Here is a 26312-nt window from a genome sequence, read left to right as displayed (position 1 = left end):
CGAGGCGAGGTTCGCGGCGGAGTTGCAGCCGTGAACACGCAGCCCGCACAAGGCGATCGCGGCCCAATCAAAATTGGCAGGGAATACCCGAGCGTGAATCGCCACTTGCGCGGATCAGCGACAAGTGTCCGGAATTCCAGCGGGGACCGGCAAGGTTATCGAAGGGTTAAGCTGATCGCCTGTCCGTGCGACGCAGTCCCGCTTGTTCTTCGACACGATAGCTTAGTTGATCTGGATCCGCGTATTGCGTTGGCCGTTGCGCTGTACCAGCGCGAACAGCGCCGCCGCATGCGACGGGTGCAGCCTGACGCAGCCATGCGAGGCGCGGCCGCCGAGCCGCTTGATATCCGTGGTGCCGTGAATGGCGAATCCGTAATGGAAGAAGATCGCGTGCGGCATCGGCGAATTGTAATATTTGCGCGAGAAGTAATGTCGATGCATCGATTGCGGACGGAATACGCCGCTCGGCGTGCCATAGCCGCTGCGGCCGGTCGAGACCGGCCAGCTGTACCGCGTCGCGCCGTCGATGCTGACGGCCATGCGCTGGGATGATTTGTCGATCTGGACCACGACCGCGGCGCGTGCCGGGCTCAGTGCCAATGCCGACATGAAAATCGCGGCCATACATGACAGCCGCAAACCCAATCGAAATTTCATAATGACGCCCTGCCGTCAAAAAAAGCTCTCTAATGGCGGCATGATGTGTTTTGGAAACGCGCCCCTGTAAAGAGCGGCGGCCCGGCCGGGCGCGAAGGGTCCGAATTAATCTTAACCCGGGGCGACCGGAATAGCGTGGAAATGCTGCGTGCAGATGCTGTGGGAGATCAAACAATTGCGATTGGTACGGTTGTCCCGCGCGGCCGATTCCATGTTACGTCTTGGGCAGCTAGAGTGATCCGATGACACCCCGCCTGATTCTGATCTCGCTCCTGGTTTTGATCGGTCTCGCCAATGCCACCCTGGCATGGGCGCAGGACAAAGGCAGCGTTGATCCCAAGCCGCTGCCGCCGCTGGCCAACCCCAACGATCCCAACATCGCCGCCAAGGAGTTGTTCGGCCGCAAGCTGCTGCCGGCAGCGACGCCGACGCGGGTGCTGGGCTTTTACGCCCATGGCTGCATCGCGGGCGCGGAGGGACTGCCGATCAACGGCGACACCTGGCAGGTGATGCGGCTGTCGCGCAATCGCTACTGGGGGCATCCCGACATGGTCGCGCTGGTGAGGCGGCTGGCCAACAAGGCGCACAGAGATGCCGGCTGGCCCGGCATTCTGGTCGGCGACATGTCGCAGCCGCGCGGTGGCCCGATGTTGACAGGCCATGCCAGCCATCAGGTGGGGTTAGATGCCGACATCTGGCTGACGCCGATGCCGAACCGCCGGTTGTCGCGCAACGAGCGCGAGGAAATGTCGGCTGTCATGATGGTGCGCTCCGACCGGCTCGACATCGATCCCAAAGTGTTCACACCAGGCCATCTGGTGGTGATCCGCGCCGCCGCGCAGGAGCCGGCGGTGCAGCGCATCTTCGTCAATGCCGCGATCAAGAAGGCGCTGTGCCGCGAAGCCAAGGGCGATCGCAGCTGGCTGCACAAGGTGCGGCCGATGTACGGCCACGACTATCATTTCCACATCCGCATCAAATGCCCGCCCGGCGCCGGCGAATGCGAGAGCCAGCCCGATCCGACCGAAGGCGAAGGCTGCAGCGCCGGCGACCTCGCCTTCTGGTTCAAGGACTCAGTTCTCCATCCGAAACCGCCGCTCATTCCGCCGAAACCAAAACCGCCGATGACGATGGCGCAGCTTCCCCCGGCCTGCAAAGCGGTGCTGACCGCACCGGATGCAAAGCAATAGCTGGCGGCGCGGAGCCTTTGCGCCGCCCCAACAATGCTGTAAGCTCGGCCGCGCGATATCCCGACCGACCGTAAGTCATCGGGATTGCCGGAACGGCGCTTCCGCCTGTCGCATCCCTGACCCAACCAATACCTGATTTGCGCGCGCGAGCCGCGCCGCAGACTCGCACGGAGCGCCAACATGCATCGTCCCGCCGGAATTTTTGCCGCCTTTTTCATTCTGTTTGGCGCGATCCAATCGCCCGCTGCCGCACAGGACAAGACCATTACGGTGTTCGCCGCCGCCTCGATGAAGAATGCGCTCGATGACATCGACGCCGCCTATACCACGAGGACCGGCGTCAAGATCACGGTAAGCTACGCCGCGAGCTCGGCACTGGCAAAACAGATCGAACAGGGCGCACCGGCCGACGTGTTCATCTCCGCCGACACCGACTGGATGGATTACGCGATCGGCAAAAAGAACATCAACGAGCCGACCCGGGTCAACCTGCTCGGCAATTCCATCGTGCTGATCGCGCCGAAGGATTCCAGGATCGACAACGTGAACATCGGCGCGGGCTTCGATCTCGCCAAGCTCGCGGGTGACGGCAAGATCGCGACCGGCGACGTTAAATCCGTGCCGGTCGGAAAATATGCCAAAGCGGCACTGGAGAAACTCGGCGCCTGGCAGGCGGCCGAGCCGAAATTCGCGATGGCCGACAGCGTGCGCGCGGCGCTGACGCTGGTGGCGCGCGGTGAAGCCACACTCGGCATCGTCTACTCCACCGACGCCAGGGTCGAGCCCGGCGTCAAGGTCGTCGGCACCTTCCCGGGCGATTCCCATCCCGCGATCATCTATCCCGTCGCGGCGACTGCGACCGCGAAACCGGAAACCTCGGATTATCTTGCCTTCCTGCGCTCGACCGCGGCCAAGAACATCCTCGAGAAATACGGTTTCAAGTTCCTGGTCAGCCCCTCGACCTGATGTTCGATATCTCGCCGACGGAATGGACGGCGATCCTGCTCTCTCTGCGGGTCGCCATCATCGCAACGCTGGTGGCGACGCCGTTCGGCATCGCGCTGGCGTGGCTGTTGGCGCGGCGAAATTTCTGGGGCAAGTCGATCCTCGATGCGTTGGTCCATCTGCCGCTGGTGCTGCCGCCGGTCGTGACCGGCTATCTGCTGCTGCTCACCTTCGGCCGCCGCGGCATGGTCGGCGCGTGGCTGGCCGACAATCTCGGCATCGTGTTCGCGTTTCGCTGGACCGGAGCTGCGCTGGCCTGCGGCGTGATGTCGTTTCCGCTGCTGGTGCGGCCGATCCGGCTGTCGATCGAGGCGATCGACCGCCGGCTTGAACAGGCATCGAGCACGCTCGGCGCGGCACCGTGGCAGGTGTTTGCGACCGTCACCCTGCCGCTGGCGCTGCCGGGCATACTGGCCGGCATGGTGCTCGGCTTTGCCAAGGCGATCGGCGAGTTCGGCGCCACCATTACGTTCGTGTCGAACATTCCCGGTGAAACCCAGACGATTTCCTCGGCGATCTATTCGCTGATCCAGACACCCGACGGCGACCGCGCGGCGGGGCGGCTGGTGCTGATCTCCATCGTGATCGCGATGGGTGCGCTGATCGCATCCGAGTGGTTCGCACGGCGCGCCACGCAGCGCCTGCACGGGAACTGACCATGCTGCGCGTCGAGGTCACAAAGCAGCTTGGCGAGTTCTCGCTGGAAGCCTCGTTCACCAGCGAGGGCCGCGTCACCGGCCTGTTTGGCGCGTCCGGCGCCGGCAAGAGCTCGCTGATCAACATGATCGCGGGCTTGCTGCGGCCCGACCGCGGCGTCATCACCCTCGACGGCGAAACGCTCGACGACACCTCGACGGGCGCGCACGTGCCGCCGCACCGTCGCCGCATCGGCTACGTGTTCCAGGATGCCCGGCTGTTTCCGCATCTCGACGTGCGGCAAAATCTCGACTACGGCCGGCGCATGAACCGCCTCATTGAAGATCCCGCGCAGCATGCGCGCATCACCGATCTGCTCGACATCGGCGGCCTGCTGGATCGCCGGCCCGGAAAACTCTCCGGCGGCGAGCGTCAGCGCGTCGCGCTCGGCCGCGCGCTGTTATCGAAGCCACGATTGCTGCTGCTCGATGAGCCGCTGGGATCGCTCGACGAGGGACGCAAGGTCGAAATCCTGCCCTATCTGATCCGGCTGCGCGACGAAGGCATCCCGATGGTCTATGTCAGCCACGATGCCGCGGAGCTTCGCCAGCTCGCGACGCAGATCGTGATGCTGCGCAACGGACGCGTCACCGCGCTCGGCGGCGTCAAGGTGCTGACGGGCAGCACGCCTGCTTGATATCGTCCGTGATCCAGATCACGTTCGATCGGCGCAGAATCCAAGAAATCCAGTGTTTATAGGCACTTCCTGAACACCCGTTCAGAAAAATCCTTCGAACTATTTTCGCGGGCGACGCGTCTCATAAGCGCATCAGGCAATCACGCCTAGCACAATGGAGACTACAACTATGTTCCGTAAAATCGCTCTTGCAGCTGCTGCCGCGATCGCACTGACCGCTGCTGCTGTTGCCCCGGCTTCGGCCGGTGGTAAGGGTGGCCACGGTCATGGTGGTCATCACGGTCATGGCCATCACGGCCATCATCATGGTCATCATCATCACGGTCATGGCCATCATCACCACCACGGTCATCATCACCACGGCCACCACCACTTCGGCTCGTTCTACATCGGCGGAAGCTGCTGGCGGACGGTGTGGACCGACTTCGGACCGCGTCGCATCTACGTCTGCGGCCGCTATCTGTAAGCTGACGGCCGTCGCAAGAAGGCCTCAGCCGAAGGCTGGGGCCTTCTCCCTTTTGCAGGGTTGCGTCAACTCACCTAAACAATTTCGCGCGCTCGCAAATCCGCAATCGCGCCCGCGTCGTAGCCGAGCGAGGCCAGCACCTCATCGGTATGTGCGCCGAGTTCGGGCGCCATGCGGTCGAGTTTGCCGCCGCCATGGGCGAGCTGAAACCCGCTGCCGGCAAAACGAAGCCGGCCATAGGGCGTGTCGATTTCCTGAATCGCGCCGCGCGCTGCGATCTGCGGATGATCGATCACTTCCTCGACCTTCCAGATGCTGGCGCAGGGCGCGCCGGCTGCTTCCAGGATGGTCTCCCATTCGCGCGGGTCCTTCTTCGACAGCGCATCCTCGATGATGGCGCGCAATGCCGGCTCGTTTTCCTGCCGGGCGAACCAGTCGACGAAGCGCGGGTCTTCCAACGCATCGGCGCGGCCGAGCGCCTTCATCAGCGACTGGTACTGCTTCTCGCTGTTGACGGCGAGCAGGAGATAACCGTCGCCGGCCTTGAACAGATTGGCGGTCGGCCGGCGGCTGACGGCCTGATTCCCGGAGAGTTGCTGGCGATGACCGGCAACCGCGTAATCCGCCACCTGACCTGAAAGAAACGCCAGCGTCGCTTCCAGCATGGAGACGTCGACCATCTGTCCCTTGCCGGTATGGGTACGCTGGAACAGCGCGCTGGAGACACCGAACGCCGCGGTCGAGCCGGACAACACGTCGCAGACCGCAAAGCCGGCGCGGGTCGGTCCGGTCTCGGCGTGGCCCGTAATGGACATGATGCCTGATAGAGCCTGGATCTTGCCGTCATAGCCGGCGCCAAGCCGCGCCGGACCGGTCTGGCCAAACCCCGAAATCGCGCAATAGATCAGCCGCGGGTTGATCGCCGAGAGCGCCGCATAGCCGATGCCGAGCTTGTCCATCACGCCGGGACGGAAATTCTCCATCACTACGTCGGCCTGCGCCGCGAGCTGCTTGACGATCGCGATCGCCTCCGGCTTTTGCAGGTCGAGCGTCAGGCTGCGCTTGTTGCCGTTGATCGCCTGCCAACCCGGGGCCAGACCGCGCTCGGCCCATTCGCGGGAGAGCGGCGTGCGCCGCATGTCCTCGCCCTCGCGCCGCTCCACCTTGATGACATCGGCGCCGAGCAGCGCGAGCTGGTAGCTCGCATAGGGGCCGGCCAGCACCTGCGTGAAGTCGAGAATCTTCACGCCTTCGAACGGTCGGGTCAATGGAGGTCCTCCTCGCTTTCTTCCCTCTCCCCTTGTGGGAGAGGGTGGCGCCTCACGAAGTGAGGCGACGGGTGAGGGTTCTCTCCTCACGGCAACATTTCGAGATGAGGATAGAGACCCCTCATCCGGCGCTTCGCGCCACCTTCTCCCACAAGGGGAGAAGGAAGACGGCCTCACGCTGCGCGGTTGCCGCGCGCGATTTCTTTCTGCTTGTCGAATTCGGCCCGGCGCCGTGCCAGTTCTTCCGGGCTCATCTGCGCGATGTTGTTGTAGTCGAGCTTCCAGGAGGCATCGTCGCTCCAGCGCAGCGGCGATTGCATTGTGGTGCGCGCGCCGGACGCGGTTTCCAGCAGGCGCAGCGCCAGTTCGAGCGTCTGCGCCTGTGACGCCACATCCTGCGGCTTGCCGGCGGAATTGCCGAGCGGGAAATCCGAGAACAGGAAGCGCGGCACGGCGGCGTGCTCGACGATGTCCTTGGCGCAGCCCATCACCACGGTGGCGATGCCATTGGCTTCGAGATGGCGCGCGACCAATGCCGAGGTCTGGTGGCACACCGGGCAGTTCGGCACCAGCACGGCGACATCGACCTTGTCGGCGAGACAACGCGCGAGGATGTCAGGCGCGTCGGTGTCGATAGTGACGCGATGGCTGCGATTGGTCGGCGCGCCGAAGAAGCGCGGCGCCACCTCGCCGATCCGCCCCGCGGCTTGCGCCTTCAGAAGCTGCGGCAGCGGAAACCAGGTGCCGCTGTCGGTTGCTGACGTGTGCTTGCGGTCATAGCCGATATGCGAGATCCGCAGGTCGTGCTGTTTCGAAGTATCGCCGTCATACACCGTGTAGAATTTCGCGCTGCCATTATACGCAGCACCCGGCCCCTGATCGCCCTTGGTGGGGTCATATTGCGCGGCTGTGGTAACGATGGTCACCCGCGATTGCGCCAGCGGCTTTTTCAAAGGCTGGAATGGCGCATCGACGTAATGCGCCCAGCGGTAGGGCGTGGTGTAGCCGATCGCAGCGTAATAATCGCGGGTCCGCTGCATATACGGGACCGCGGAATCGTAGTCGGGCGCAAAGCCAAGTTGATCGTCGGACGGGCCGGACATTGTTGTGTCTCCTGCGTTTCCCTTAGCGTTGGGCCCAAGCTAATGAGTGTTCGCCTGTTGCTCAACAGCGGATATTAGATGGCCGCTCAGTTCGTAGGGCGGATTGGAGCCGAAGGCGTAATCCGCCAACTTGAGCCACAATCGGCGGATTACGCCCACCGGTCCGCGCCTTGCGCGGATCGATGGGCTCCAATCCGTCCTACACCCCCGCGACCTGGGACCAGATATCCGCAACCTTGCGCTTGAATCGCTGGCCTCTCGTCAGGGGCACGCCTACTTCCTCTTCCTCGGGCAGCCGCAGGCCGATGACGTTGACCCGGCCGCCACTGATGCTGCGCGCGACCAGGACGATGGGATCCAGCACCAGCTCGGCGCCTTCCTTTGGCGCGTGGTCGAGATGGATGTCGAAATGATCCGCCAGCGTCAGCTTGGCCTGCTCTTCACCGACCGCAACGCCGTAGATCGCAGCGAGTTCGCCCAGCGTGTGCTCGCCCGACACCGTGAAATCACCGAGCAGATGCGGATCGGGCGCCGTGCTCGGCGGCATATCGACAAAGAACCGGTCGAGTGCTTCCGCCTTTTCCGGCGGGGCCAGCAGATAGATGTAATCCCCGGGTGCAATCGGATCGGCCTCGGGGGGCGAGAGGATCCGCTCGTCACGGATCACCAGCGTCGGCTTCGACCAGGACGGGATCAGCCCGCGCCGGAAGTACAGGCTCTTTGAACGAACGGGATAGCCGACCAGTTGCTGCTCGAGCTGGCCGGGCAGATCGAGCTCCACGCGGCGCGGGCCACGGTCCGCGCGCGGCAGCGCCACATGCAGCAGCCGCGCCGCCGGCGCCAGCGTCCAGCCCTGCAGCAGCAGCGAGATGAAGACGACGACAAAGGCGACGTCGAAATAGAGATAGGCCTTCGACAGCCCCACCAGCATCGGGATCGACGCCAGGAAGATCGCCACCGCGCCGCGCAGGCCGGTCCAGGCGATGAAGAGCTTTTCCCGCCAGTTGAAACGAAACGGCGCGAGGCAGAGAAACACCGCCAGCGGCCGCGCCAGCAGCATCAGCACCAGCGCCACCAGCACGGCCGGACCGATGCTGCTCACCAGCCGCTGCGGCGACACCAAGAGGCCGAGCATCACGAACATCACGATCTGCGCCAGCCAGGTCGCGGCATCGAGGAACGTCACCACCGAATTATGCGCGCGCGTCGGCCGGTTGCCGATGATGATGCCGGCGAGATAGACCGCGAGAAAGCCGCTGGCGTGCGCGATCTGCGCCGCCCCGAAAATCACCAGCGCCGCGGTGGCGACAAAGGGCGCATGCAGGCCTTGCGGCAGCGCCACGCGATTGAGCCCGACCACCACCAGACGGCCGCCGATCACGCCGACGACGGCGCCGAGCCCGGCTTCACGCACGAATTCCAACGCGATATGCGCGGCCGAGCTTTGACCGAGCGAAATGTACTGCACCAGCATCAGCGTAAGGAAGACCGCGAACGGATCGTTGGTGCCGGATTCGGCTTCCAGTGTCGCACCGACCCTGGGGCGCAGCCGCAGGCCCTGCGCATGCACCAGCAGGAATACCGCCGCCGCATCGGTCGAAGCGACGACGGCGCCGACCAGCAGCGACTCGCTCCAGTTCAGATCGAGCACGTATTTGGCGAATGGCGCGGTGACCAGGGCGGTGAGCAACACGCCGACCGTCGCCAGCACCGTGGACGGCGCCAGCACCGCACGGATGCTTTGAAACCGAGTTTTCAGACCGCCGTCGAACAGGATCAGCGCCAGCGCCACCGACCCCACCAGATAGGTCGAGCGTACGTCGTCGAAGCTGAGCTGGCCGGGCCCGGAATCGCCCGCCAGCATGCCGATCATCAAGAAGACCAGCAGCAATGGCGCGCCGAAGCGCAGCGCCAGCAGGCTCGAGAGAATTCCGGCCATGATCAGGACGGCTCCGAGCAAAATCGCCAGACTTACTGAATCGAGAGAAGCCATGAATCCAGGTAAGCCTCGAATCTAGAGAAGGTTTGCACCGCTGCAATGTTGGGCAAATACTTGCAATTGCATCCTTATCGTCGCCACAGTTGAACGCCAACCCATTTCTCCGGATAGCGGCAATGTGCCCGGTTTATCGGCCTAACTTGCCCTTGCGGACGTCTTGTATCGATGGCATCCGCAGCGTGCTTGTGGGAATCTGCCAGCGCTTCGAATCAATTTTGCATGATGGGGCAGCTGGATAAGCAACTTGCCCCGAACGAGATTTTGCCGATGGATCCGAAAGAGATTATCGAGTTGCTGCTCACCACCGCCCGGTCGCTCGGCGCGGAAGTCACCTCGCCGTGGTTCTATCTGCAGTTTGGCCTGATCCTCGCCGGCGCAGGCATCGCCTATGCTTGCGACGCGGCGATTCGTTCGCGCATCGACATGACCTCGTTCGCGATGGGCTTGCCGCTGCCGCTTCGGCACTTCGCCCGCGTGCTGATCTTCAGCGCTTCCACCGCGGTGTTCGCCGTTCTGATGATCGCCGCCCGCATCGCAATGGTCCACTCGACCTGGCCGAGCCGCAGCTATCTCTTGGCGGTCTCCGCCAAGCTGGCGCTGGCCTGGCTGGTCATTCGCCTCGTGACATCGGTCATTCGCAACGAGTTCATCGTCCGCCTGGTGTCGCTGTCGGCGTGGCTGGTCGCCGCGCTCAGCGTCGTCGGCCAGCTTCAACCGACCCTGGACTTGCTGGATTCGGATGCGGCCTCGATCGTGCTCGGCGGATTGCGGCTGACGCCGCTAGTCCTGATCAAGCTCGGCGCCTTGCTGATCGTGGCGCTATGGCTGACCAACATCGCCAGCAACTTCGTCGAAAGCCGGATCACCCGCTCCGCGGATTTGACGCCGTCGATCCAGGTGCTGCTGGTGAAGATGATTCGGATGGGCCTGATGGTGCTGGCGGTCATCATCGCGCTCAGCGCCGTCGGCATCAATCTGTCCGCGCTCGCGGTATTTTCCGGCGCGGTCGGCGTCGGTATCGGTATCGGCCTGCAGAAGATCGTCGCCAATTTCATCTCGGGCATCATCCTGCTGGCGGACAAGTCGGTGAAGCCCGGCGATCTCGTCACCATCGGCGACAGTTCGGGGCGGATCAGCGCGATGAAGACGCGCTACATTTCGGTCGCCGCCGGCGACGGCCGCGAATTCCTGATCCCGAACGAGGATCTGGTGACCCAGAAGGTGGTGAACTGGACCTATACCGACAAGAATACGCTGGTGAAGGTGCTGTTCGGCGCCAATTACGACGCCGATCCGCGGCTGGTCTGCAAGCTGGCCATCGAGATCGCCGCGGCGGCGCCGCGCGCCATCAAGAACAAGCCGCCGAACTGCATCCTGACCGAGTTTGCCGAGGCCGGGATGAAATTCTCCCTGACCTTCTGGATATCAGACCCCGACGGCATGGACACCGTAAAGAGCGACGTCATGCTGGCGCTGTGGGATGCCTTCAAGCGCGAGGGCATCCGGGTTCCCTACCCGGTGCGTGAAATCCGGGTCCGGGGCGGCGCGCTGCCGGTCGAATCCGTGGTTGAGGTTTCCAGCTGAAATCAAGCGTTTAGATGCCCCCCGGCCTCGAACCTTGGCTTGCACTGCAAGCTGCGATCATTAAATTAGGCGGCAAATCAGCCTTTGACGCCCTCAATTCCGAAGCATGACCCGCCCATGAGCTATATCGAAGCGACCGATACCTCCTTGCGAAAGACCGGACAGATCAAGCTGCATGGCGCGAGCGGTTTCGCCGGCATGCGCAAGGCCGGCGCCCTGGTCGCCAAATGCCTCGACGAGCTCACCGACATCGTCAAGGAAGGCATTCCTACCTCGCGGATCGATGAATTCGTCCGCGATTTCGCTTTCAGCCACGGCGCCTACCCGGCGACGCTGATGTATCGCGGCTACCGCTATTCGACCTGCACCTCGATCAATCACGTGGTCTGCCACGGCATGCCCGGCGACCGCGCGCTGAAGGAAGGCGACATCGTCAATATCGACGTCACCTTCATCGTCGACGGCTGGTACGGCGATTCCAGCCGCATGTATGCGATCGGCCCGATCGCCCGCAAGGCCGAACGGCTGATCGAGATCACCTATGAGGCGATGATGCGCGGTATTGCCGCCGTAAAACCCGGCGCCACCACCGGCGACATCGGCCACGCCATCCAGAGTTTTGTCGAGCCGCAAGGCATGAGCGTGGTGCGCGATTTCTGCGGCCATGGTTTGGGGCGCATGTTCCACGACGAGCCGAACATCATCCATATCGGCCGGCCCGGCGAAGGCGTGGCGCTGAAGCCCGGCATGTTCTTCACCATCGAGCCGATGATCAATCTCGGCAAGCCGCATGTGAAGATCCTGTCCGACGGCTGGACCGCGGTGACGCGCGACCGCTCGCTGTCGGCGCAGTTCGAGCACTCGGTCGGCGTAACCGCCGATGGCGTCGAAATCTTCACGCTGTCGCAACGCCACGCCGAGAAGCCTCTGGCCAAGGCATAATTGGACCGGCGCGTAACCCTACCTCCCAAGCCGAAGGCCGTCGTCTTCGATATGGACGGCCTGCTGATCGACACTATTCCCGCCTATGTCAGCGCCATGGTGGAGCCGGCCATGATGTCGGACACGTCGTCTCGAAAGACTATGTGCTGTCGCTGGTCGGGCTGCTCGGCCTTGAGCTGGAAGCGCAGCTTCGCACCGACCATGGCACGGCATTTCCGCTCCCTGCCTATATGGCCGCAGTCTCGGCACGGCTTGGTCCGATCCTGGATGCCGGCGTTCCCTTGAAGACCGGCGCATCAGAATTGCTGGCAGCACTGGCACGGGCGGACATGCCAATGGCGGTCGGGACCTCGATGACGCGGAAGGAAGCGCTTCATCATCTGAACCGCTGCGAGGTCGAACATTTCTTCCGCACCGTCGCCGCGCGAGACGACGTGGCCCGCGGCAAGCCGCATCCGGACGTTCACCTGAAGGCGATGTCAGCGCTGGGGTTCGAGGTCCGCGATTGCCTGGTCCTCGAAGATTCCTTCAACGGCGTGCGCGCAGCGCACGCGACCGGCGCCATGGTGATCATGGTACCGGATGTCGTGGCGCCGACGCCGGAGATCGCAGCGCTTTGAACGCTGGTGGCCGCCGACCTGCATCAGGTCGGGGAGATCATCGGGAGGATGGAAGCCCCGGCCAACTAATTCCTGCCGTTCCGGTTAGTCATGATTGCAACGGCACGGGACGCTGGATGCCGATGCCGATGCCGTGAGAACGACGGCCGACGCCGCTTGTTGCAAATGGTTCTCAATACCAATCCTGCCGTGTGCGCTCCTGCGGCAAGATGCCGATCCCTTGAGTTGAATCCTTGCGGAATACGCCGCGCGCGACGGGGTAGAACTCGACGCGGACGCTCTCAGTCGGGGCCTCCGACGGGCGATCAACCAAGGGAGCAAGAACAATGTTCGAGGTTTCACGCAGAGATCTGATTCTCGGGAGCACGGGGGCTGCGCTCGTATTCGGCCTCAAGGGGCCGGTTTCGTTTATCGATGCGGCACACGCGCAGCGCGCCGCGGACAGCCTCAAATACAAGGTCGGCGACATCGAGGTGTTCAGCCTGCATGAAGGCTCCGTCGAACGCACCGTCACTGAAGCGATGGTCAAGAATGCCTCGCTCGACGACGTCAAGAAGGCGCTGAGCGCGGCGGGCATCGGGCCAGACAAGATCGACAACCCCTTTACCGTCACGGCGATCCGGACCGGCGGCAAGGTCGTGCTGTTCGATACCGGATTTGGCGGCAACGGTCCGGCCACCGTGGGCAAGCTCGCCGACAATATGAAGGCTGCCGGCCTCGATCCCGCGACCGTCTCCACGGTCGTGATCTCGCATTTTCATGGCGACCACATCTCCGGCCTGTGGGTGAAGGAGACCAGCGCGCCGGTATTTCCGAACGCGGAAATCATGATGCCCGAGGCCGAGTACAAGTTCTGGACCGATCCGGCGCTGGTCGAGAAGTTGCCGGAAGCCAACCGTCCGATCGTCAAGCGCATCCAGGCAACGTTCCCGACCTGGAAGAACATCAAGCAATATAATGACGGCGCCGACCTCGCGCCCGGCGTCAAGGCGATCGCCACGCCTGGCCATACTGTCGGACACATGTCCTTCCTGGTGGCCTCCGGTGGACAGCAGCTCTACATCCAGAGCGACGTCACCGGCATGCACCAGCTGTTCGTCAGGAATCCCGGCTGGTTCTCCAGCTTCGATGCCGATGGCCCGAAGGCGGAAGCCACGCGCCGCGCTCTGTTCGATCGTATCATCGCCGAGAAGGGCATGATCGCCGGCTATCATTTCGGCTTCCCGAATGTCGGCACCCTGTCGAAGGACGGCAACGGCTATGCGTTCGCGGCCGTGAAGGCCTGATCGCGCCCTGGTCCGAAACGAGTGGAAGGCGCCGCATGGCGTGCGGCGCCTTTTCTCTATCCGAAATCCGCCGCCGCCCCGCACTTCAGAGTTGCAAAAGCTGGCCGGCACGGCATGCTTGATGCCGATGCCCGCCAAGAATAGCGATCCCAATGCCGAACCCGCCGAGACGCCGCATTACCACGGCCATCGCGAGCGGCTGCGCGAGCGCTTCTACAGCGCCGGGCCGGACGCGCTCAGCGATTATGAGCTGCTGGAGATGGCGCTATTCCCCGCCCTGCCCCGGCGCGACACCAAGCCGCTGGCCAAACTGCTGCTGAAGAAGTTCGGCTCCTTTGCCGAAGTCGTCCACGCGCCGGAAGCGCGCCTGCGCGAAGTCGAGGGGATCGGCGATGCGTCCATCCAGCAGATCAAGCTGCTCGCCGCCGCCGCAAGCCGGGTGGCAAAAGGCGAGATCAAGCGCAGCATCGCGCTGTCGTCCTGGAACGACGTGATCGGCTATTGCCGCAGCAGCATGGCATTCGCCGACAAGGAACAGTTTCGCCTGCTGTTCCTCGACAAACGCAATCAACTCATCGCCGACGAGGTGCAGCAGACCGGCACCGTCGACCACACCCCGGTCTATCCGCGCGAGGTGATCAAGCGCGCGCTGGAATTATCGGCGACCGCGCTGATCCTGGTGCACAACCACCCGTCCGGCGATCCCTCGCCCTCGCAGGCGGACATCCAGATGACCAAGGCGATCGTCGACATCGCAGCTCCGCTCGGCATCTCCGTGCACGACCACATCATTGTGGGCAAGAACGGGCATGCAAGTTTGAAGGGGATGCGGCTGATCTAGCAAGACGGCCTTCAGGCGCGAAGCCAATCAGCTACCTTGCCGGCCTCTGCACAGAGCTCACGATCTCGCGCGCGGCATTCTGCAGATCGGCAAGGTGCCGGGCTGCAAAATCCTCCACCGTGAACGCCGTCCTGATCCAGCGAAAATTGATCGAGCCATGAACGCGTCTGCCATCGAACAGCGCCACGGCAACTGCAGAAGAAGTTCGGGCTTACGCCGGCGGAAGTCGGACTCATTCACGAATTAATCCAGGGCAGCAGCCTTCAGACCGCCGCGGACCGGCTTGGGATCAAGATTGCGACGGCACGGACCCGTCTTCATCGGATCTTTGCGAAAACCGGCACGACGCGTCAGGCCGAACTCATGCGTCTGATATTGACAAGGGAGCATTGGGCCCGGCCCGGCAGAAACTAATTCACCAACAGAACCTCGCCGACACGGTCGATGTCGTAGCCTGCAAGTTCTGTCGCATGCTCGCGGAACGCCGCCGAGCGCAGGAAGCCGAACAGGCGCTGCGGCCCGGGCAGGAAGTAATCGCGCTGCCGCAGCACCAGGTCAAAATTCTCCCATGTCAGCGGCAGGAATTCGAGCGCGGCGGCGAGCGCGACCGACCTTGTTGCAATCCCGCAATCGGCGCGGCCCGAGCGCACCGCCTGCGCGATGTCGGTCCCGGTCGGACACACCGGCTTCAACAAGCTGACATCGTGGGCTGCGAGCCCGGCGCGGGCCAGCAGCGCGAGCAGCAGCAGTTGCGCGCCGGCACCGAGCGGACGCTGCGCCATGCGCGCGCCGGTCCGCGCGACCGATGCAATATCGCTCAACTTCAGTGGATTATCAGGTGCGACCAGGATGCCTTGCTCGCGCCGCGCAAACGAAATCACGACGGCATCGTGCAACCCCGGTGCGCCGGCAACGGTTGCGATATTCACCTGCTCGTCATCCGCACCATCTTCCTGGGCGTGCAAATGGATCGCCGCGGCCATTACCTCGCCGCGCGTCAGCCGCCGCAATCCTTCTTCGCTGCCTTCCGGCAGGCTCGCGAGACCGCAGCCGCTCTCGCGCAGCGCCCATTCCAGCAGGGGATCATGACTGCCGCCAAGGATCGGAGGGGCTGCGACATGGGTGAGCGCCGCCGGCGCGATCAGGCCGGCCGTCACCCAGCGGTCAAGCGCCGCGCGCGGAAACAGCCACCGTCCCGTCACCTTGGTGCACGGCACGACGCCTTGCGCGACCAGCTCGTAGAGCTTGCGCTCGGACAGACGCAGGTAGATCGCGGCCTCGTCGGTGGTGAGCAGATCGGCCATGGGCAAACAAGCACAGACATGCATTAATATGAATAGGTTACGAAATTTGACCATAACCGCGGCTTCTGCACAAGATGCGCAGAAGGATGGATTTCGATGCCGGGCGATGTTTCTGCGCTTCAACTGGTGCTGACCGGTGACCCAGCGCTGCTGGCCATCGTGCGGCTGTCGTTGATCGTGAGCCTTTCCGCCGTCGTCCTTGCCGCCCTGATTGGAATCCCCTTCGGCGCAGCGCTGGCGCTGATCCAGTTTCCCGGCCGTCAGGCCGTCATCATCGTGCTCAACGCGCTGATGGGCCTGCCGCCGGTGGTGGTCGGGCTGGCGGTTTTCCTGGCGCTGTCGCGTGCGGGCCCGCTCGGCTCATGGGGCCTGCTGTTCACGCCGAAGGCGATGATGATCGCGCAGACGGTGCTGGTGGCCCCGATCATCGCGGCCCTCACGCGCCAGACCATCGAAGATCTGTGGCTCGAATACCGCGACGAACTCAATGCGATGAATGTCGGCCCGGTCGGCCGGGTGGCGACGCTGATCTGGGACGCGCGGTTTAGCCTAGTCACCGCACTCCTCGCCGGGTTTGGCCGGGCAGCGGCCGAGGTCGGCGCGATCATCATTGTCGGCGGCAATATCGACGGCTTCACCCGCACCATGACGACCGCAATCGCGCTGGAAACGTCCAAGGGCGACCTGCCGCTGGCCGTCGGACTCGGCATGGTGCTGATCGTGATCGTGATCGCGGTCAACGCGCTCGCCTGGACCGCCCGCCGCGCGGGCGAGCGGATGGCGGGGTGACCATGCGCGCACCAATTTCCGATCTGCCGATCAGGTTCGAGAACGTCACCGTCGCCGCCGGGGCGGTGACGCTCCTCGACGGCATCAGCCTCACGCTGAACCCGGGGAGGCCGACCATTCTGATCGGCCCGAACGGCTCGGGGAAGAGCACGCTGCTGCGCACGGCGATGGGTCTGGTGCGGCCATCACAGGGGCGCGTGACGTGGGGAGGACGGGAAGATGTCCCGCCGACGCGGCGCGCCATCGTGCTGCAGCGCCCGGCCATGCTGCGGCGTAGCGCAAGCGGCAACATCCGCTACGCCCTGCGCGCGTCTTATGTCGCGCGAACGGAGCAGCAAAGCCGGATCGATGAATTGCTGGCGCTGGTCGGCCTCGGCCAACTGGCCGATCGTCCCGCGCGCCGGCTGTCGGGCGGCGAACAGCAGCGGCTTGCGCTGGCGCGCGCGCTCGCGCGCGATCCCGCCATCCTTTTTCTGGACGAGCCGACCGCGAGCCTCGATCCCGCCGCCACCAAGGCGATCGAGGACATCGTCCACGCGGTGAGCCAGCGCGGCATCAAAATCGTCATGGCGACCCATGACCTCGGCGAAGCCCGGCGGCTGGCGGGCGACATCGTCATGCTTCACCGCGGCCGCGTGGTCGAAACCGGCCCGGCCGCGTCGTTCTTCAACACACCGCAAACCGGCGAAGCGAAAACGTTCCTCGCCGGCGAACTGCTCGTTTGACTGATCTTTTGGAGGACATGAAATGTTTACTCGCCGCTTGCTGATGGCGATCGCCGTCAGCGCCGTTTTCGCCGGCTCCGCTTTCGCGCAGGACAAATCGATCCTGGTGGCGTCGACCACCTCGACGCAGGATTCCGGCCTGTTCGGCCACCTGCTGCCGATGTTCAAGGACAAGACGGGCATCGACGTGAAGGTGGTTGCACAGGGCACCGGCCAGGCGATCGATACCGGCCGCCGCGGCGACGCCGACGTGCTGTTCGTCCACGCCAAGGCGGCGGAAGAAAAATTCCTCAGCGAAGGCTTTGGCGTCAAGCGTTACCCTGTCATGTACAACGACTTCGTCCTGGTCGGCCCGAAAAGCGATCCTGCCGGCATCAAGGGATCAAAGGACATCGACGCCGCGTTCAAGACGCTCAAGGACAAGGGCATCGACTTCATTTCGCGCGGCGACAAGTCCGGCACGCACCAGGCCGAGCTCAATCTCTGGAAGGTCGCCGGCATCGACATCGCGGCGGACAAGGGCCCTTGGTACAAGGAGATCGGCCAGGGCATGGGCGCCGCGCTCAACACCGCGGCGGCTTCAAACGCCTATGTGCTGACCGATCGCGCCACCTGGCTTTCATTCAAGAACAAGGGCGAACTCGTCATCGAGGTCGAAGGCGACAAGCGGCTGTTCAACCAGTATGGCGTCATGCTGGTGAACCCGGCGAAGCATCCGAACGTCAAGCAGGAGTTCGGCCAGCAATTCATTGACTGGCTGGTCTCAAGCGAGGGCCAGAAGGCGATCGCCGATTTCAAGATCAACGGCGAGCAGCTGTTCTATCCCAATGCCAGCGATCCCGGCGCCTGATGCGCATTCGCCCTCTTGCAAGCCTTGTGGTTCTCATATCGATGTCAGTGCCAGCCACCGCAGAAGATCCGGTGCTGCTCCATGCCGCCGGCAGCCTGCGCGGCGCGCTAACTGACATTGCAGCTGGTTTCGAGGCGACAACCGGGACCAAGGTAAAGGCCAAATTCGGTCCATCCGGTTTGCTCAAGGACGAGATCGCCGGCGGCACCAGGGCGGAAGTGTTTGCCTCCGCCAACATGGAGCACCCGCGCGCATTGGCGCTCGCCAAACGCAGCGGCCCGGCGGTGCTGTTCGCGCGCAACAAGCTGTGCGCATTGGCGAGGCCGGGGCTCGCGATCGAGCCCGCGACGCTCCTCGACCGGATGCTCGACGCCGAGATCAAGCTCGGCACCTCGACGCCGCGCGCCGACCCGTCGGGCGACTATGCCTGGGAAGTGTTTCGCAAGGCCGACAGGATCAAACCCGGCGCCTACGCCCTGCTCGACAAGAAGTCGCTGCAGCTCACCGGTGGACCGACCAGCCCCCCGGCACCTCCGGACCGTTCGATCTATTGCAATTTGCTCACACAGCGCGCCGCCGACATCTTCCTGACCTATTGCACCGGCGCGCTGGCGGCGCAGAAGGAAAATCCGGCGCAGCAGATCGTCGGCCTTCCCGACGCGCTGGCGGTCGGCGCCGACTACGGATTGACCGTGATCAACGATGCGTCGGCCCCTGCCTACAAATTCGCGTTGTTCATTCTTTCCACCGAGGGCCAGCAATTGCTCGCCAAGCACGGATTTGCCGCGCCGGGTGCGGCGCCATAGGGGATTAGTCAGGTCAGCGGGATTCATCGGATATCATCGCGATCAGGCCTGACGAACATGTCCAGCGCGGCTTGGAAGCTAGATTTGGCAGCCCAGGTAGGCCACCTTGCCGCCCCGCGGAAGAATGCCTATGACCGGACGGCCAGTGTTCCCTTAGGCGGAAGAACAAATGGACCGCATCGACGCGATGAAAGTCTTTGTCTCCGCCGTCGACGAGGGCAGCCTCGCCGGTGCCGGCCGGCGCCTGCGCCGGTCACCGGCCGCCGTGAGCCGCGCGATCGCCTTCCTCGAGAACCATGTCGGGGCTGAACTGCTGCATCGCACGACGCGGTCGCTGAAGCTGAGTGAGGCCGGCGAGCGCTATGTCGCGGCGTGCCGCCGCGTCCTCGTCGAACTCGAGGAGGCCGATCTCGTCGCCGGCAGCGAACGCTCGGCGCCACGCGGCACGCTGACCCTGACCGCGCCCATCATCACCGGTGAAGATATTTTGCGGTCGATCCTCGAAGCCTTCATGAACGAATATCAGGCGGTGACCGCGCGCCTCGTTCTGCTCGACCGGCCGGTGAATCTGATCGACGAGGGCATCGACGTTGCGCTCCGCATCGCACATCTCGCCGATTCGAATTTCGTCGCAGTGCGTGTCGGCGAAGTTCGCCGCGTGATCGCGGCGTCACCGGGATATCTGGCGCGGCATCCCGTCATCCGCGAACCGGCCGATCTGGCAAAGCACCGTATTGTCGCCATGACCCATTTCGGACTGGATTCCTGGAGCTTCCCGCCGCTGAAGGGATCCTCCGTTCCACGGGTGGTCCAGTTCGCGCCGCGGCTGGTCGTCAACACGGTTCGCGCGGCGATCGCCTCCGCGACGGAAGGGCACGGGGTCACGCGGCTGTTTTCCTATCACATCGCCGACGAAATCCGCGACGGGCGACTACAACTGCTGCTCGGCAAGGACGAACACCCGCCGCTGCCGGTCCACCTGCTGGCGCCGCAGGGGCGCTTGTCGGTACCGAAGGTGCGCGCCTTTGTCGACTTTGCCGCGCCGCGCCTGAAGCGGTATTTCACTCGGCTTTCGAGCGAGGCCGACAAGAACGCCAGCGCCATTCGTGCGCGCGGCGGAAGAGTGCCTTCCGAATAGGGGGCATTCGCACCGAAACCTGGAAGAACTAGCCTGATCTCCATCGGCGCCACACGGCCCGGCGGCAAACCTGCCGCTTCACAGAGATCAGGAGGCTACCATGGGTAAGGAACAGAAAGTCGTCATCATCACCGGCGCATCGCAGGGTATCGGCGCGGATCTGGTGAAGGGATATCGCGATCGCAACTACCGCGTCGTCGCCAATTCCCGTTCGATCAGGCCGTCCAGCGATCCGGATGTTCTGACCGTCGCGGGCGACGTTTCCGACCCGGCGACCGCGCAGAAAATCGTGTCGCAGGCGCTGGAGCGTTTCGGCCGCATCGATTCCCTAGTCAACAATGCCGGCATCTTCGTCGCCAAGCCGTTCACCAGCTATACCGCCGAGGATTTTGCGTCGGTCATTGCAACCAATGTTGGGAGCTTCTTCTACCTGACAAAACTCGCCGCGGCCGAGATGCTGAAGCAGGGTTCGGGTCACATCGTGCAGATCACGACCAGCCTGGTCGACCATGCCAACAGCAACGTTCCCTCGGTGCTGGCCTCGCTGACCAAGGGCGGTTTGAACGCCGCCACCAAATCCCTGGCGATTGAGTACGCAAAGCGAGGCATCCGCGTCAACGCTGTCTCCCCGGGAGTCATCAAGACCCCGATGCACAAACCCGAAACGCACGAATTCCTGGCCAATCTGCATCCGGTCGGGCGCATGGGCGAAGCCAAGGACATCGTCGACGCCGTGCTGTTCCTGGAAGGAGCCGCCTTCGTCACCGGCGAGATCCTGCATGTCGATGGCGGCCAGAGCGCCGGTCACTGACAGCCATTCGGAACAACTCCAGCAAGGACAATGAACATGCCCATCGTTACCATCCAGATCACCCGCGAAGGCACCCACCCCGGTGCCGACGCGGCCACGCCTGAAGAAAAGGCCGCCCTGATCAAGGGCGTCAGCCAGCTGCTGCTCGACGTGCTCAAGAAGCCGCTGGAGTCGACATTCGTCGTCATCGACGAAGTCGACACCGGCAATTGGGGTTGGGGTGGGCTTCCCGTGCTCGACTACCGAAAGAAGCGTGCGAGCGCGCGCACGGGCTCCGCAGGCTAGCGGGAAGGATGCTCGAAATACGGACAGGGACTACGCCACCCTGTTCGTGATCGGCGCGGACGCTGTCACCGTCTCGCTGGCGATTGACCTCGTTACCACGACCGAACGAGGAAGATAGCTTCCGCTCCTCACGGCCTGACCCAGCGCTGCACCGCTTCTGCCGTATCCGCCGGCGTAGTGTTGAAGCAGATCCGGACATGCGGCACGTGGATCAGGACGAGATTGATGATCTTCTCGAACAGCAGCAGTCGTTCCGGGGGCTCGCGCAGGCCGGCGCCGATCACCACGCAATCCAGATGTCTCGATTTGAGCGCGGCAACGGTCACCGCCTCGGCGGTTTCGCCGGGATCGATCAGACAGCTCTCCGCGTCGTAGCCGAGCGCGCGCAGTATTTCGATTTGCGCCTCGATGAAATTCCTGACGAGTTCGGGTGTCAGCCCCGGAAAGGCGTTGAAATCCACAAACGAAGGCTCGATGCCGATCGCGAGCACGGTCTTTTTCGCCATGCGTTGGTTCCATATCGGGTGAAGCGCTCGCGGACCAAACGCGTGGATCCTCGCGCCGGTTCCCAATCCCGTCTTGATATGACAATTCGATTGACGCCGAAGCATCGATGTCGTGATCCCGACTAGGATGGACGTCAGTCGCCGGTATCGGCGCTGGATGTTTCACAGGAGAACAACATGGCAGCAATCGACAACGCCAACCAAAGCCTGGTCGTCACCGCGTTCTGGGAGGTCAATCCGGGCGAGGAAGCGGCGGTCGCCAGTCTACTGAAAGATTTCCTGCCGCAGGCGCAGCGCGAGCCCGGCGTGAAGGAATTCCAGATCCATCAGAACCTGGCCGAGCCGCGGAAATACTTCTTCTACGAGGTGTTCGCGGGCGAAGCAGCCTTCGCCGATCATCAGCAAACGCCGCACTTCAAGAACATCATCGTCGGCCAGGCGATTCCAAAACTTGCGAAGCGCGAACGCTCGCAGTTCCGCTTCATTTAGGCTCAAGCCGGCGCGCCGCTGCCTGCTTCGGCGGCGCGCCGCTTCAACAATTCCTGCTCGCGCTTGTTGCCAGCGAGACTGGCGGCGGCCTCGAACGCGGCGCGCGCTTCTTCGAAGCGCCCGAGTTTGTGCAGCAGATCGCCGCGAACTTCCCAGCAGGTGGTAGGTCTTCAGCGCCGGCTCGTGCACAAGACGGTCCACGATCGCAAGCGCCGCTGCCGGTCCCTCGGCCATGCCGACCGCAACGGCGCGGTTGAGTTCGATGATGGGCGAGCGCACCAATGCGGCCAATTCGGCGTAGAGTTCTGCAATCCGCGGCCAAGGAGTTTCATCGGGCGCCGACGCCTGAGCGTGGCAGGCGATGATCGCCGCCTGCAAGGCATAGAAACCGGCGGCGCCGCCAAGTTCGTCCGCCCGCGCCAGTGCCGACATGCCGCGGCGGATCTGGAGTTGGTCCCACAGTCCGCGGTTCTGGTCCATCAGCAGGATCGGATCGCCGGCTTTGTCGGTGCGCGCGGCGATGCGCGAGGCATTCAATTCCATCAGCGCCAGCAGGCCATGCGCTTCGGATTCCTGAGGCGCGATCGAGGTCAGCACGCGCCCCATCCGCAGCGCATCGTTGCACAGCTGCGGCCGCAGCCATTCGTCGCCGCGGGCCGCGGTATAGCCTTCGTTGAAGATGAGGTAGACGACCTCCAGCACCGAGGCGAGCCGATCGGAAAGCTCCTCGCCGCGCGGGGTCTCGTAAGCGAGACCTGATTCCGACAGCGTCCGCTTTGCCCGCACGATCCTTTGGGCAATGGTCGCCTCCGGCAGCAGGAAGGCGCGCGCGATCTCGTCCGTGGTCAGGCCGCAAATCATCCGCAGCGCCAGCGCGGCGCGGGCTTCGCGCGATAGGCGCGGATGGCAGGCAGTGAAGATCAGCCGCAGCAATTCATCGCCGATATCGTCGTCGAGTGCGCTGTCGAAATCGGGCATGGCCTGCTGTTCCTGCTCCATGTCCCGCGCCACGATCTCGTGCTTGCGGGTGAGCATCTGGCGGCGGCGCAGATGATCCAGTGCGCGCCGCTTGGCGATCGCCATCAGCCAGGCGCCGGGCTTTTCCGGAACGCCCGTGACAGGCCAGTGCTCGATCGCCGCCAGCAGCGCTTCCTGCGTCAGGTCCTCGGCCAGCGGCACGTCGCGCAGCATCCGCGACAGGCTGGTGAGCAGCCGCGGCTGCTCGATGCGCCAGACGGCGACAACGGTGCGATGGATGTCGGCGGCGGTCATCGCCGCCGACGCTGCTTGCATGGTGAGGGCCTCAAGAGGCGGCCCGCGCACTGACCGAGCAGGCCGCCTCCCAATCCGCCGTCACAAAAGCGCGGACTTCGCACGTGCCTTCCCAACCCGGCATGTAGTCGCGGTGGACCTGCATGAACTCGACCGCCTTCTCGATCGCCTCCTGCTTGTCGCGGAGTTCGAAGATCGCATAGCCGCCGATCACTTCCTTGGCTTCCACGAACGGCCCGTCCACGACACCGAGCCTGCCGTCCGTGATCCGCACCTGCGCGCCCGATGTGCGCGGTTGTAGCGCACCACTGGTGACCATGCGGCCCGCCTTGATTTCGCGTTCGGCGAGCTTGTGCACGGCCGCCATCAGTTCGGGCGTCGGCGGTGTGGGGTGGACAGGCGTAACGATATACATGAAGCGCATGTGAAGAACTCCCTTGTGAGCCAGCCACCACTATCGCTGGCTAGCGGCGGCCGGGATGGCGAACGGCGATGATCAGGAACACTCGCCCGGCGCGCCGTCGAAGAACGCGCGAATCTCGCACGTCCCTTCCCAGCCCGGCATGTGATCGACGTGGAGCTGCATGAATTCCTTCGCCAGCGCCACCGCCTCTTCCTTGCTGCGCAGTTCTGATATCGCGTAGCCGCCGATTACTTCCTTGGCCTCCACGAACGGGCCATCGACGACGCTGAGCTTGCCGTCGGTGATGCGCACCTGCGCACCCATCGCCAGCGGCATCAACCCGCCGGTGTCCAGCATGCGGCCGGCCTTGATTTCCCTGTCGGCGAGCTTGTTCATCGCCTCCATCATTGCTGCCGGCGGCTCCGCGGGCGGATGGGACGACATGACGATCGACATGAAGCGCATGAAAAACTCCTGTTTGAGGCGAGCCGCAGGCACCGAGCCCGCGGAACTGTCCCGCTATTTCAGACGACGAACGGGATTGCCGGGAATCGACAGGGGTTTTGACAATTTTTCGAGGGGACCAATGGACGCGGCGATCCCAGATCAGCGCAGCCTCGGCAGTAATCCTGGCCTCATCCGGTGCAAAACAGCCGGTTTCGATCCGCGCCACCGCGCAAATAGGTCGTCAACGCCAATATTTCCGGTTCGGTCAGATCCTGGCGCAAGGGGACGCCGGGGAATTCCCGTGCCATCATGGCCTTTGCCGCCTCGGGCTGCTCGCCCTTGACCACCACGGTGAGATATCTGGCAACCGCCTTGACCTCGCGCCGCTCCTGAACGGTCCTGGGCTGCGGCAGCTTTCCCGACGATCCGGCCATCAGGTCCTCGAGCGCGACCCAGGCAAGCCGGCGCTGGTTGGTATCGGGATCGTCGACCGTCGGCCGGCCCGCATAGGTCAGTGCGGTCAGATAATAGTGCGCAGCCGCGATGTAGTCGCGGACCGCGGGCAGCATCGGCTTGTCATTGCGCAGCGGCATCAACCTGACGTCTCCGCCGGTGGCGGAAGCGAGATAGCAGCGCCAATGCTGCAGGGCGGAGAGCTCGGACACCATGATGCCCGCGCGCAGCCGGCGCAATTTTTCGGGCTCTATCTTGACGAAGACACGCGGTTCTTCACCTGCGGCCTGACGCAAGAAGAGGGTACCGTCGTCCACATCCACCCGACCCTCGACCATCCAGGCACTTGTTGCGCTCACGCTGCGCGCGCGGATGATCGGATCGCCGCGCGGCGAATCAATTCGGTTCGCCGCGGTACTGATATCGCTGAAAAGGAGTTTGCTTCCGGATGCAAGGATCTGTTCCTTGCCGGTGGCAGGGGCCGAACCTGAAAGCGCGAGCCGTCCGGTGGCCACCAGCGGTGCATCGCTGCAGAGATTTTCCTTGGCGCAATAGCCGGGATCGATACCGTAAAATCCCATCATGCGGTTCTCGAACCGCCCGTCGCTCTCGATGATGAGAAGCTCCTCCATCGGCACGATGGTGCCGTCCCGCCACAGCGGCGGAAAGGCGACGTTGTCGACCGCGATCCACCAGCCCGCAAGGTGGGGTGGAACCGATGACTGCGCCGAAGCCGATCCCGCAGCCGTCAAAATTAGGAAGGTAATGGGCGCAATCAACATGCGCTGCAAACAGCCCAAGAGCGACATGACCGAATTCCTACGGTTCCTGTCCCGCTGCCGTTCAGCTTCCACCCGACCGAACCGCGTGCGCGTGCCCTGGCGACACCAATTGGTGATCGCTGCGGCTTAGAAGAAAGGCTGCGACAGCGAAAAAGGTTCCGCCGGGCCCTCCTGTGGTCGGGGCCGGCGCGGATGGTGCCTACTGCCCCCGGATCATGATCAGGGGATCGGCGCTGTCGGGCACACGCCGCCATTGCGCATTGTCGTCGGCCTCGAACTGCCAGGTCTGGCCGCTGGCCGACAGCAATATCATCCGGCCGTGATCGAGCCGCCACTGGTTGGGCGCGAACGCAGCCACCGCGGGATCACAGCGCGGCTTCAAAAACACCTGGAAATTATCGCCGGTCGCCTCGGTGTTGGTGAGCGTCAGGCCGCAGATCGCCTTGCCATTGCCGCGCACCATCGACCAGTCGCCGATCATCTGGTCCATCGATTTGGCGAGCGAGCGGGCGGCTGCGAGATTCTGCAGGATGTAGACGCCTTCGCCGGTCCGCAGTCCTTCGAAAATGCCGCTCTCGACTTCGGTGAAATCGATCACCGGCTGGCCGGCGGCATCCTGCAGCCGCACGATGTCGCCGAGGCCCTTGATATTCCAGGCGATGATATCCTTGGTGAAGGGCAGCGCCGCCGCACAGCCGGACTCGAGTTCCAGTTTCAATCCCTGCGGCGTCGCATCGCCCTTGAACGTGACGACGCAGGTCTTGCTGCGTTCGGTGGTCGCAAGCTCCCACTGCCCGACCATGTCCTTCTGCAGGTTCGGCCCGCCCTGCGACCGCGCCGGTGACCCGGAAGCAAGCAGAACGGCAAGCAGCGCCCATAGCACTGCGACCGCGACACCTGGGCGGCCAGAGCCCTTTCCGTTTCGATTGGATCGAAACGGGGCTCTGGATTCCTTATT

28 protein-coding genes and 1 pseudogene are annotated in these 26312 nt (G+C 63.8%); 18 read left to right on the top strand and 11 right to left on the bottom strand.

Going from position 1 to position 26312, the window contains the following annotated elements; translation table 11 throughout:
- Nucleotides 1-222 precede the first annotated feature (222 nt).
- Nucleotides 223-609 carry a L,D-transpeptidase gene (locus JQ609_RS24975; protein WP_249128370.1) on the bottom strand — a complete coding sequence of 129 codons (387 nt, stop codon included), beginning with the start codon at nucleotides 607-609 and terminating at the stop codon, nucleotides 223-225.
- A 290-nt stretch (nucleotides 610-899) separates the two neighbouring features.
- Between JQ609_RS24975 and mepA the strand changes: the two genes are divergently transcribed.
- From mepA to JQ609_RS24950, 5 genes are all read left to right on the top strand, one after another.
- Nucleotides 900-1847: a penicillin-insensitive murein endopeptidase gene (gene mepA, locus JQ609_RS24970; protein ID WP_212275430.1), complete on the top strand. Its 948-nt coding sequence runs from the start codon at nucleotides 900-902 to the stop codon at nucleotides 1845-1847.
- 180 nt (nucleotides 1848-2027) lie between these two features.
- Nucleotides 2028-2813 (top strand): molybdate ABC transporter substrate-binding protein, encoded by a 786-nt coding sequence (gene modA, locus JQ609_RS24965; protein WP_212275428.1) that lies wholly within the window; start codon nucleotides 2028-2030, stop codon nucleotides 2811-2813.
- Nucleotides 2813-3508 (top strand): molybdate ABC transporter permease subunit, encoded by a 696-nt coding sequence (modB, locus tag JQ609_RS24960; protein ID WP_212275426.1) that lies wholly within the window; start codon nucleotides 2813-2815, stop codon nucleotides 3506-3508. The genes modA and modB overlap by 1 nt, the downstream gene beginning before the upstream one ends.
- A gap of 2 nt (nucleotides 3509-3510) precedes the next feature.
- Nucleotides 3511-4185, top strand: coding sequence for a molybdenum ABC transporter ATP-binding protein (modC, locus tag JQ609_RS24955; protein ID WP_212275424.1), 675 nt, complete (start codon nucleotides 3511-3513; stop codon nucleotides 4183-4185).
- Between the two features lie 169 nt (nucleotides 4186-4354).
- Complete coding sequence (locus tag JQ609_RS24950; RefSeq protein WP_212209674.1) at nucleotides 4355-4651, top strand: hypothetical protein; 297 nt, start codon at nucleotides 4355-4357, stop codon at nucleotides 4649-4651.
- 74 nt (nucleotides 4652-4725) lie between these two features.
- On the opposite strand, the gene JQ609_RS24945 is transcribed toward JQ609_RS24950, so the two are convergent.
- From JQ609_RS24945 to JQ609_RS24935, 3 genes are all read right to left on the bottom strand, one after another.
- Nucleotides 4726-5919: a CaiB/BaiF CoA-transferase family protein gene (locus JQ609_RS24945; RefSeq protein ID WP_212275422.1), complete on the bottom strand. Its 1194-nt coding sequence runs from the start codon at nucleotides 5917-5919 to the stop codon at nucleotides 4726-4728.
- 173 nt (nucleotides 5920-6092) lie between these two features.
- Entirely contained in the window at nucleotides 6093-7022 is a 930-nt protein-coding gene (locus JQ609_RS24940; protein WP_212275420.1) for a glycine reductase, read from the bottom strand.
- A 199-nt stretch (nucleotides 7023-7221) separates the two neighbouring features.
- Nucleotides 7222-9015, bottom strand: a complete 1794-nt coding sequence (locus JQ609_RS24935; protein ID WP_212275418.1) for a potassium/proton antiporter — start codon at nucleotides 9013-9015, stop codon at nucleotides 7222-7224.
- Nucleotides 9016-9288: 273 nt separating this feature from the next.
- Here JQ609_RS24935 and JQ609_RS24930 point away from each other — a divergent pair, with 273 nt between their 5' ends.
- From JQ609_RS24930 to radC, 5 genes are all read left to right on the top strand, one after another.
- Complete coding sequence (locus JQ609_RS24930) at nucleotides 9289-10605, top strand: mechanosensitive ion channel family protein (RefSeq protein ID WP_409411196.1); 1317 nt, start codon at nucleotides 9289-9291, stop codon at nucleotides 10603-10605.
- A 117-nt stretch (nucleotides 10606-10722) separates the two neighbouring features.
- Entirely contained in the window at nucleotides 10723-11547 is an 825-nt protein-coding gene (map, locus tag JQ609_RS24925; RefSeq protein WP_212275416.1) for a type I methionyl aminopeptidase, read from the top strand.
- Nucleotides 11544-12167 (top strand): HAD family hydrolase, encoded by a 624-nt coding sequence (locus tag JQ609_RS24920; RefSeq protein WP_409411198.1) that lies wholly within the window; start codon nucleotides 11544-11546, stop codon nucleotides 12165-12167. The genes map and JQ609_RS24920 overlap by 4 nt, the downstream gene beginning before the upstream one ends.
- Nucleotides 12168-12493: 326 nt before the next feature.
- The gene (locus JQ609_RS24915) at nucleotides 12494-13453 is read left to right on the top strand and encodes an MBL fold metallo-hydrolase (protein WP_212275412.1); all 960 of its coding nucleotides are present in this window, start codon (nucleotides 12494-12496) and stop codon (nucleotides 13451-13453) included.
- Between the two features lie 127 nt (nucleotides 13454-13580).
- Entirely contained in the window at nucleotides 13581-14294 is a 714-nt protein-coding gene (radC, locus tag JQ609_RS24910) for a RadC family protein (protein ID WP_212275438.1), read from the top strand.
- A 410-nt stretch (nucleotides 14295-14704) separates the two neighbouring features.
- On the opposite strand, the gene JQ609_RS24905 is transcribed toward radC, so the two are convergent.
- On the bottom strand, nucleotides 14705-15598 hold the full coding sequence (locus JQ609_RS24905) for a helix-turn-helix transcriptional regulator (protein WP_212275410.1): 894 nt from the start codon (nucleotides 15596-15598) through the stop codon (nucleotides 14705-14707).
- Nucleotides 15599-15694: 96 nt separating this feature from the next.
- Between JQ609_RS24905 and JQ609_RS24900 the strand changes: the two genes are divergently transcribed.
- The 7 genes from JQ609_RS24900 to JQ609_RS24870 all read left to right on the top strand — a co-directional run bounded on the left by JQ609_RS24900 (nucleotide 15695) and on the right by JQ609_RS24870 (nucleotide 21002).
- Nucleotides 15695-16387, top strand: coding sequence for an ABC transporter permease (locus JQ609_RS24900; RefSeq protein ID WP_212275408.1), 693 nt, complete (start codon nucleotides 15695-15697; stop codon nucleotides 16385-16387).
- Nucleotides 16388-16389: 2 nt separating this feature from the next.
- The gene (locus JQ609_RS24895) at nucleotides 16390-17112 is read left to right on the top strand and encodes an ABC transporter ATP-binding protein (protein ID WP_212275405.1); all 723 of its coding nucleotides are present in this window, start codon (nucleotides 16390-16392) and stop codon (nucleotides 17110-17112) included.
- Between the two features lie 22 nt (nucleotides 17113-17134).
- Complete coding sequence (locus tag JQ609_RS24890; RefSeq protein WP_212275403.1) at nucleotides 17135-17962, top strand: substrate-binding domain-containing protein; 828 nt, start codon at nucleotides 17135-17137, stop codon at nucleotides 17960-17962.
- Complete coding sequence (locus JQ609_RS24885) at nucleotides 17962-18768, top strand: molybdate ABC transporter substrate-binding protein (RefSeq protein WP_283813888.1); 807 nt, start codon at nucleotides 17962-17964, stop codon at nucleotides 18766-18768. The genes JQ609_RS24890 and JQ609_RS24885 overlap by 1 nt, the downstream gene beginning before the upstream one ends.
- A 169-nt stretch (nucleotides 18769-18937) precedes the next feature.
- Nucleotides 18938-19906, top strand: coding sequence for a LysR family transcriptional regulator (locus JQ609_RS24880; protein ID WP_212209689.1), 969 nt, complete (start codon nucleotides 18938-18940; stop codon nucleotides 19904-19906).
- 100 nt (nucleotides 19907-20006) lie between these two features.
- Entirely contained in the window at nucleotides 20007-20717 is a 711-nt protein-coding gene (locus tag JQ609_RS24875; RefSeq protein ID WP_212275400.1) for an SDR family NAD(P)-dependent oxidoreductase, read from the top strand.
- Between the two features lie 36 nt (nucleotides 20718-20753).
- The gene (locus JQ609_RS24870) at nucleotides 20754-21002 is read left to right on the top strand and encodes a 4-oxalocrotonate tautomerase family protein (RefSeq protein ID WP_212209690.1); all 249 of its coding nucleotides are present in this window, start codon (nucleotides 20754-20756) and stop codon (nucleotides 21000-21002) included.
- 128 nt (nucleotides 21003-21130) lie between these two features.
- Here the strand turns inward: JQ609_RS24870 and JQ609_RS24865 are convergent, their stop codons facing one another.
- Nucleotides 21131-21508 (bottom strand): hypothetical protein, encoded by a 378-nt coding sequence (locus tag JQ609_RS24865; RefSeq protein ID WP_212209691.1) that lies wholly within the window; start codon nucleotides 21506-21508, stop codon nucleotides 21131-21133.
- Between the two features lie 177 nt (nucleotides 21509-21685).
- Here JQ609_RS24865 and JQ609_RS24860 point away from each other — a divergent pair, with 177 nt between their 5' ends.
- Nucleotides 21686-21997: a putative quinol monooxygenase gene (locus JQ609_RS24860; RefSeq protein ID WP_192739249.1), complete on the top strand. Its 312-nt coding sequence runs from the start codon at nucleotides 21686-21688 to the stop codon at nucleotides 21995-21997.
- A 2-nt stretch (nucleotides 21998-21999) separates the two neighbouring features.
- Here the strand turns inward: JQ609_RS24860 and JQ609_RS24855 are convergent.
- From JQ609_RS24855 to JQ609_RS24835, 5 genes and pseudogenes are all read right to left on the bottom strand, one after another.
- Nucleotides 22000-23269: pseudogene (locus JQ609_RS24855) on the bottom strand (RNA polymerase sigma factor).
- Nucleotides 23270-23300: 31 nt separating this feature from the next.
- On the bottom strand, nucleotides 23301-23693 hold the full coding sequence (locus tag JQ609_RS24850) for a YciI family protein (protein ID WP_212275398.1): 393 nt from the start codon (nucleotides 23691-23693) through the stop codon (nucleotides 23301-23303).
- Nucleotides 23694-23765: 72 nt separating this feature from the next.
- On the bottom strand, nucleotides 23766-24137 hold the full coding sequence (locus tag JQ609_RS24845) for a YciI family protein (RefSeq protein ID WP_192739251.1): 372 nt from the start codon (nucleotides 24135-24137) through the stop codon (nucleotides 23766-23768).
- A 170-nt stretch (nucleotides 24138-24307) separates the two neighbouring features.
- Nucleotides 24308-25381 (bottom strand): hypothetical protein, encoded by a 1074-nt coding sequence (locus tag JQ609_RS24840; RefSeq protein WP_212275396.1) that lies wholly within the window; start codon nucleotides 25379-25381, stop codon nucleotides 24308-24310.
- A gap of 172 nt (nucleotides 25382-25553) precedes the next feature.
- Nucleotides 25554-26225, bottom strand: coding sequence for an AprI/Inh family metalloprotease inhibitor (locus tag JQ609_RS24835; RefSeq protein WP_249128383.1), 672 nt, complete (start codon nucleotides 26223-26225; stop codon nucleotides 25554-25556).
- Nucleotides 26226-26312 lie beyond the last annotated feature (87 nt).

The organism is Bradyrhizobium sp. AUGA SZCCT0169, assembly GCF_018130085.1.
In the GTDB taxonomy this organism is placed as follows: Bacteria; Pseudomonadota; Alphaproteobacteria; order Rhizobiales; family Xanthobacteraceae; genus Bradyrhizobium.
Note: the sequence above shows the minus strand (reverse complement) of the source record. Positions and strands in the feature narration are given on the sequence as shown.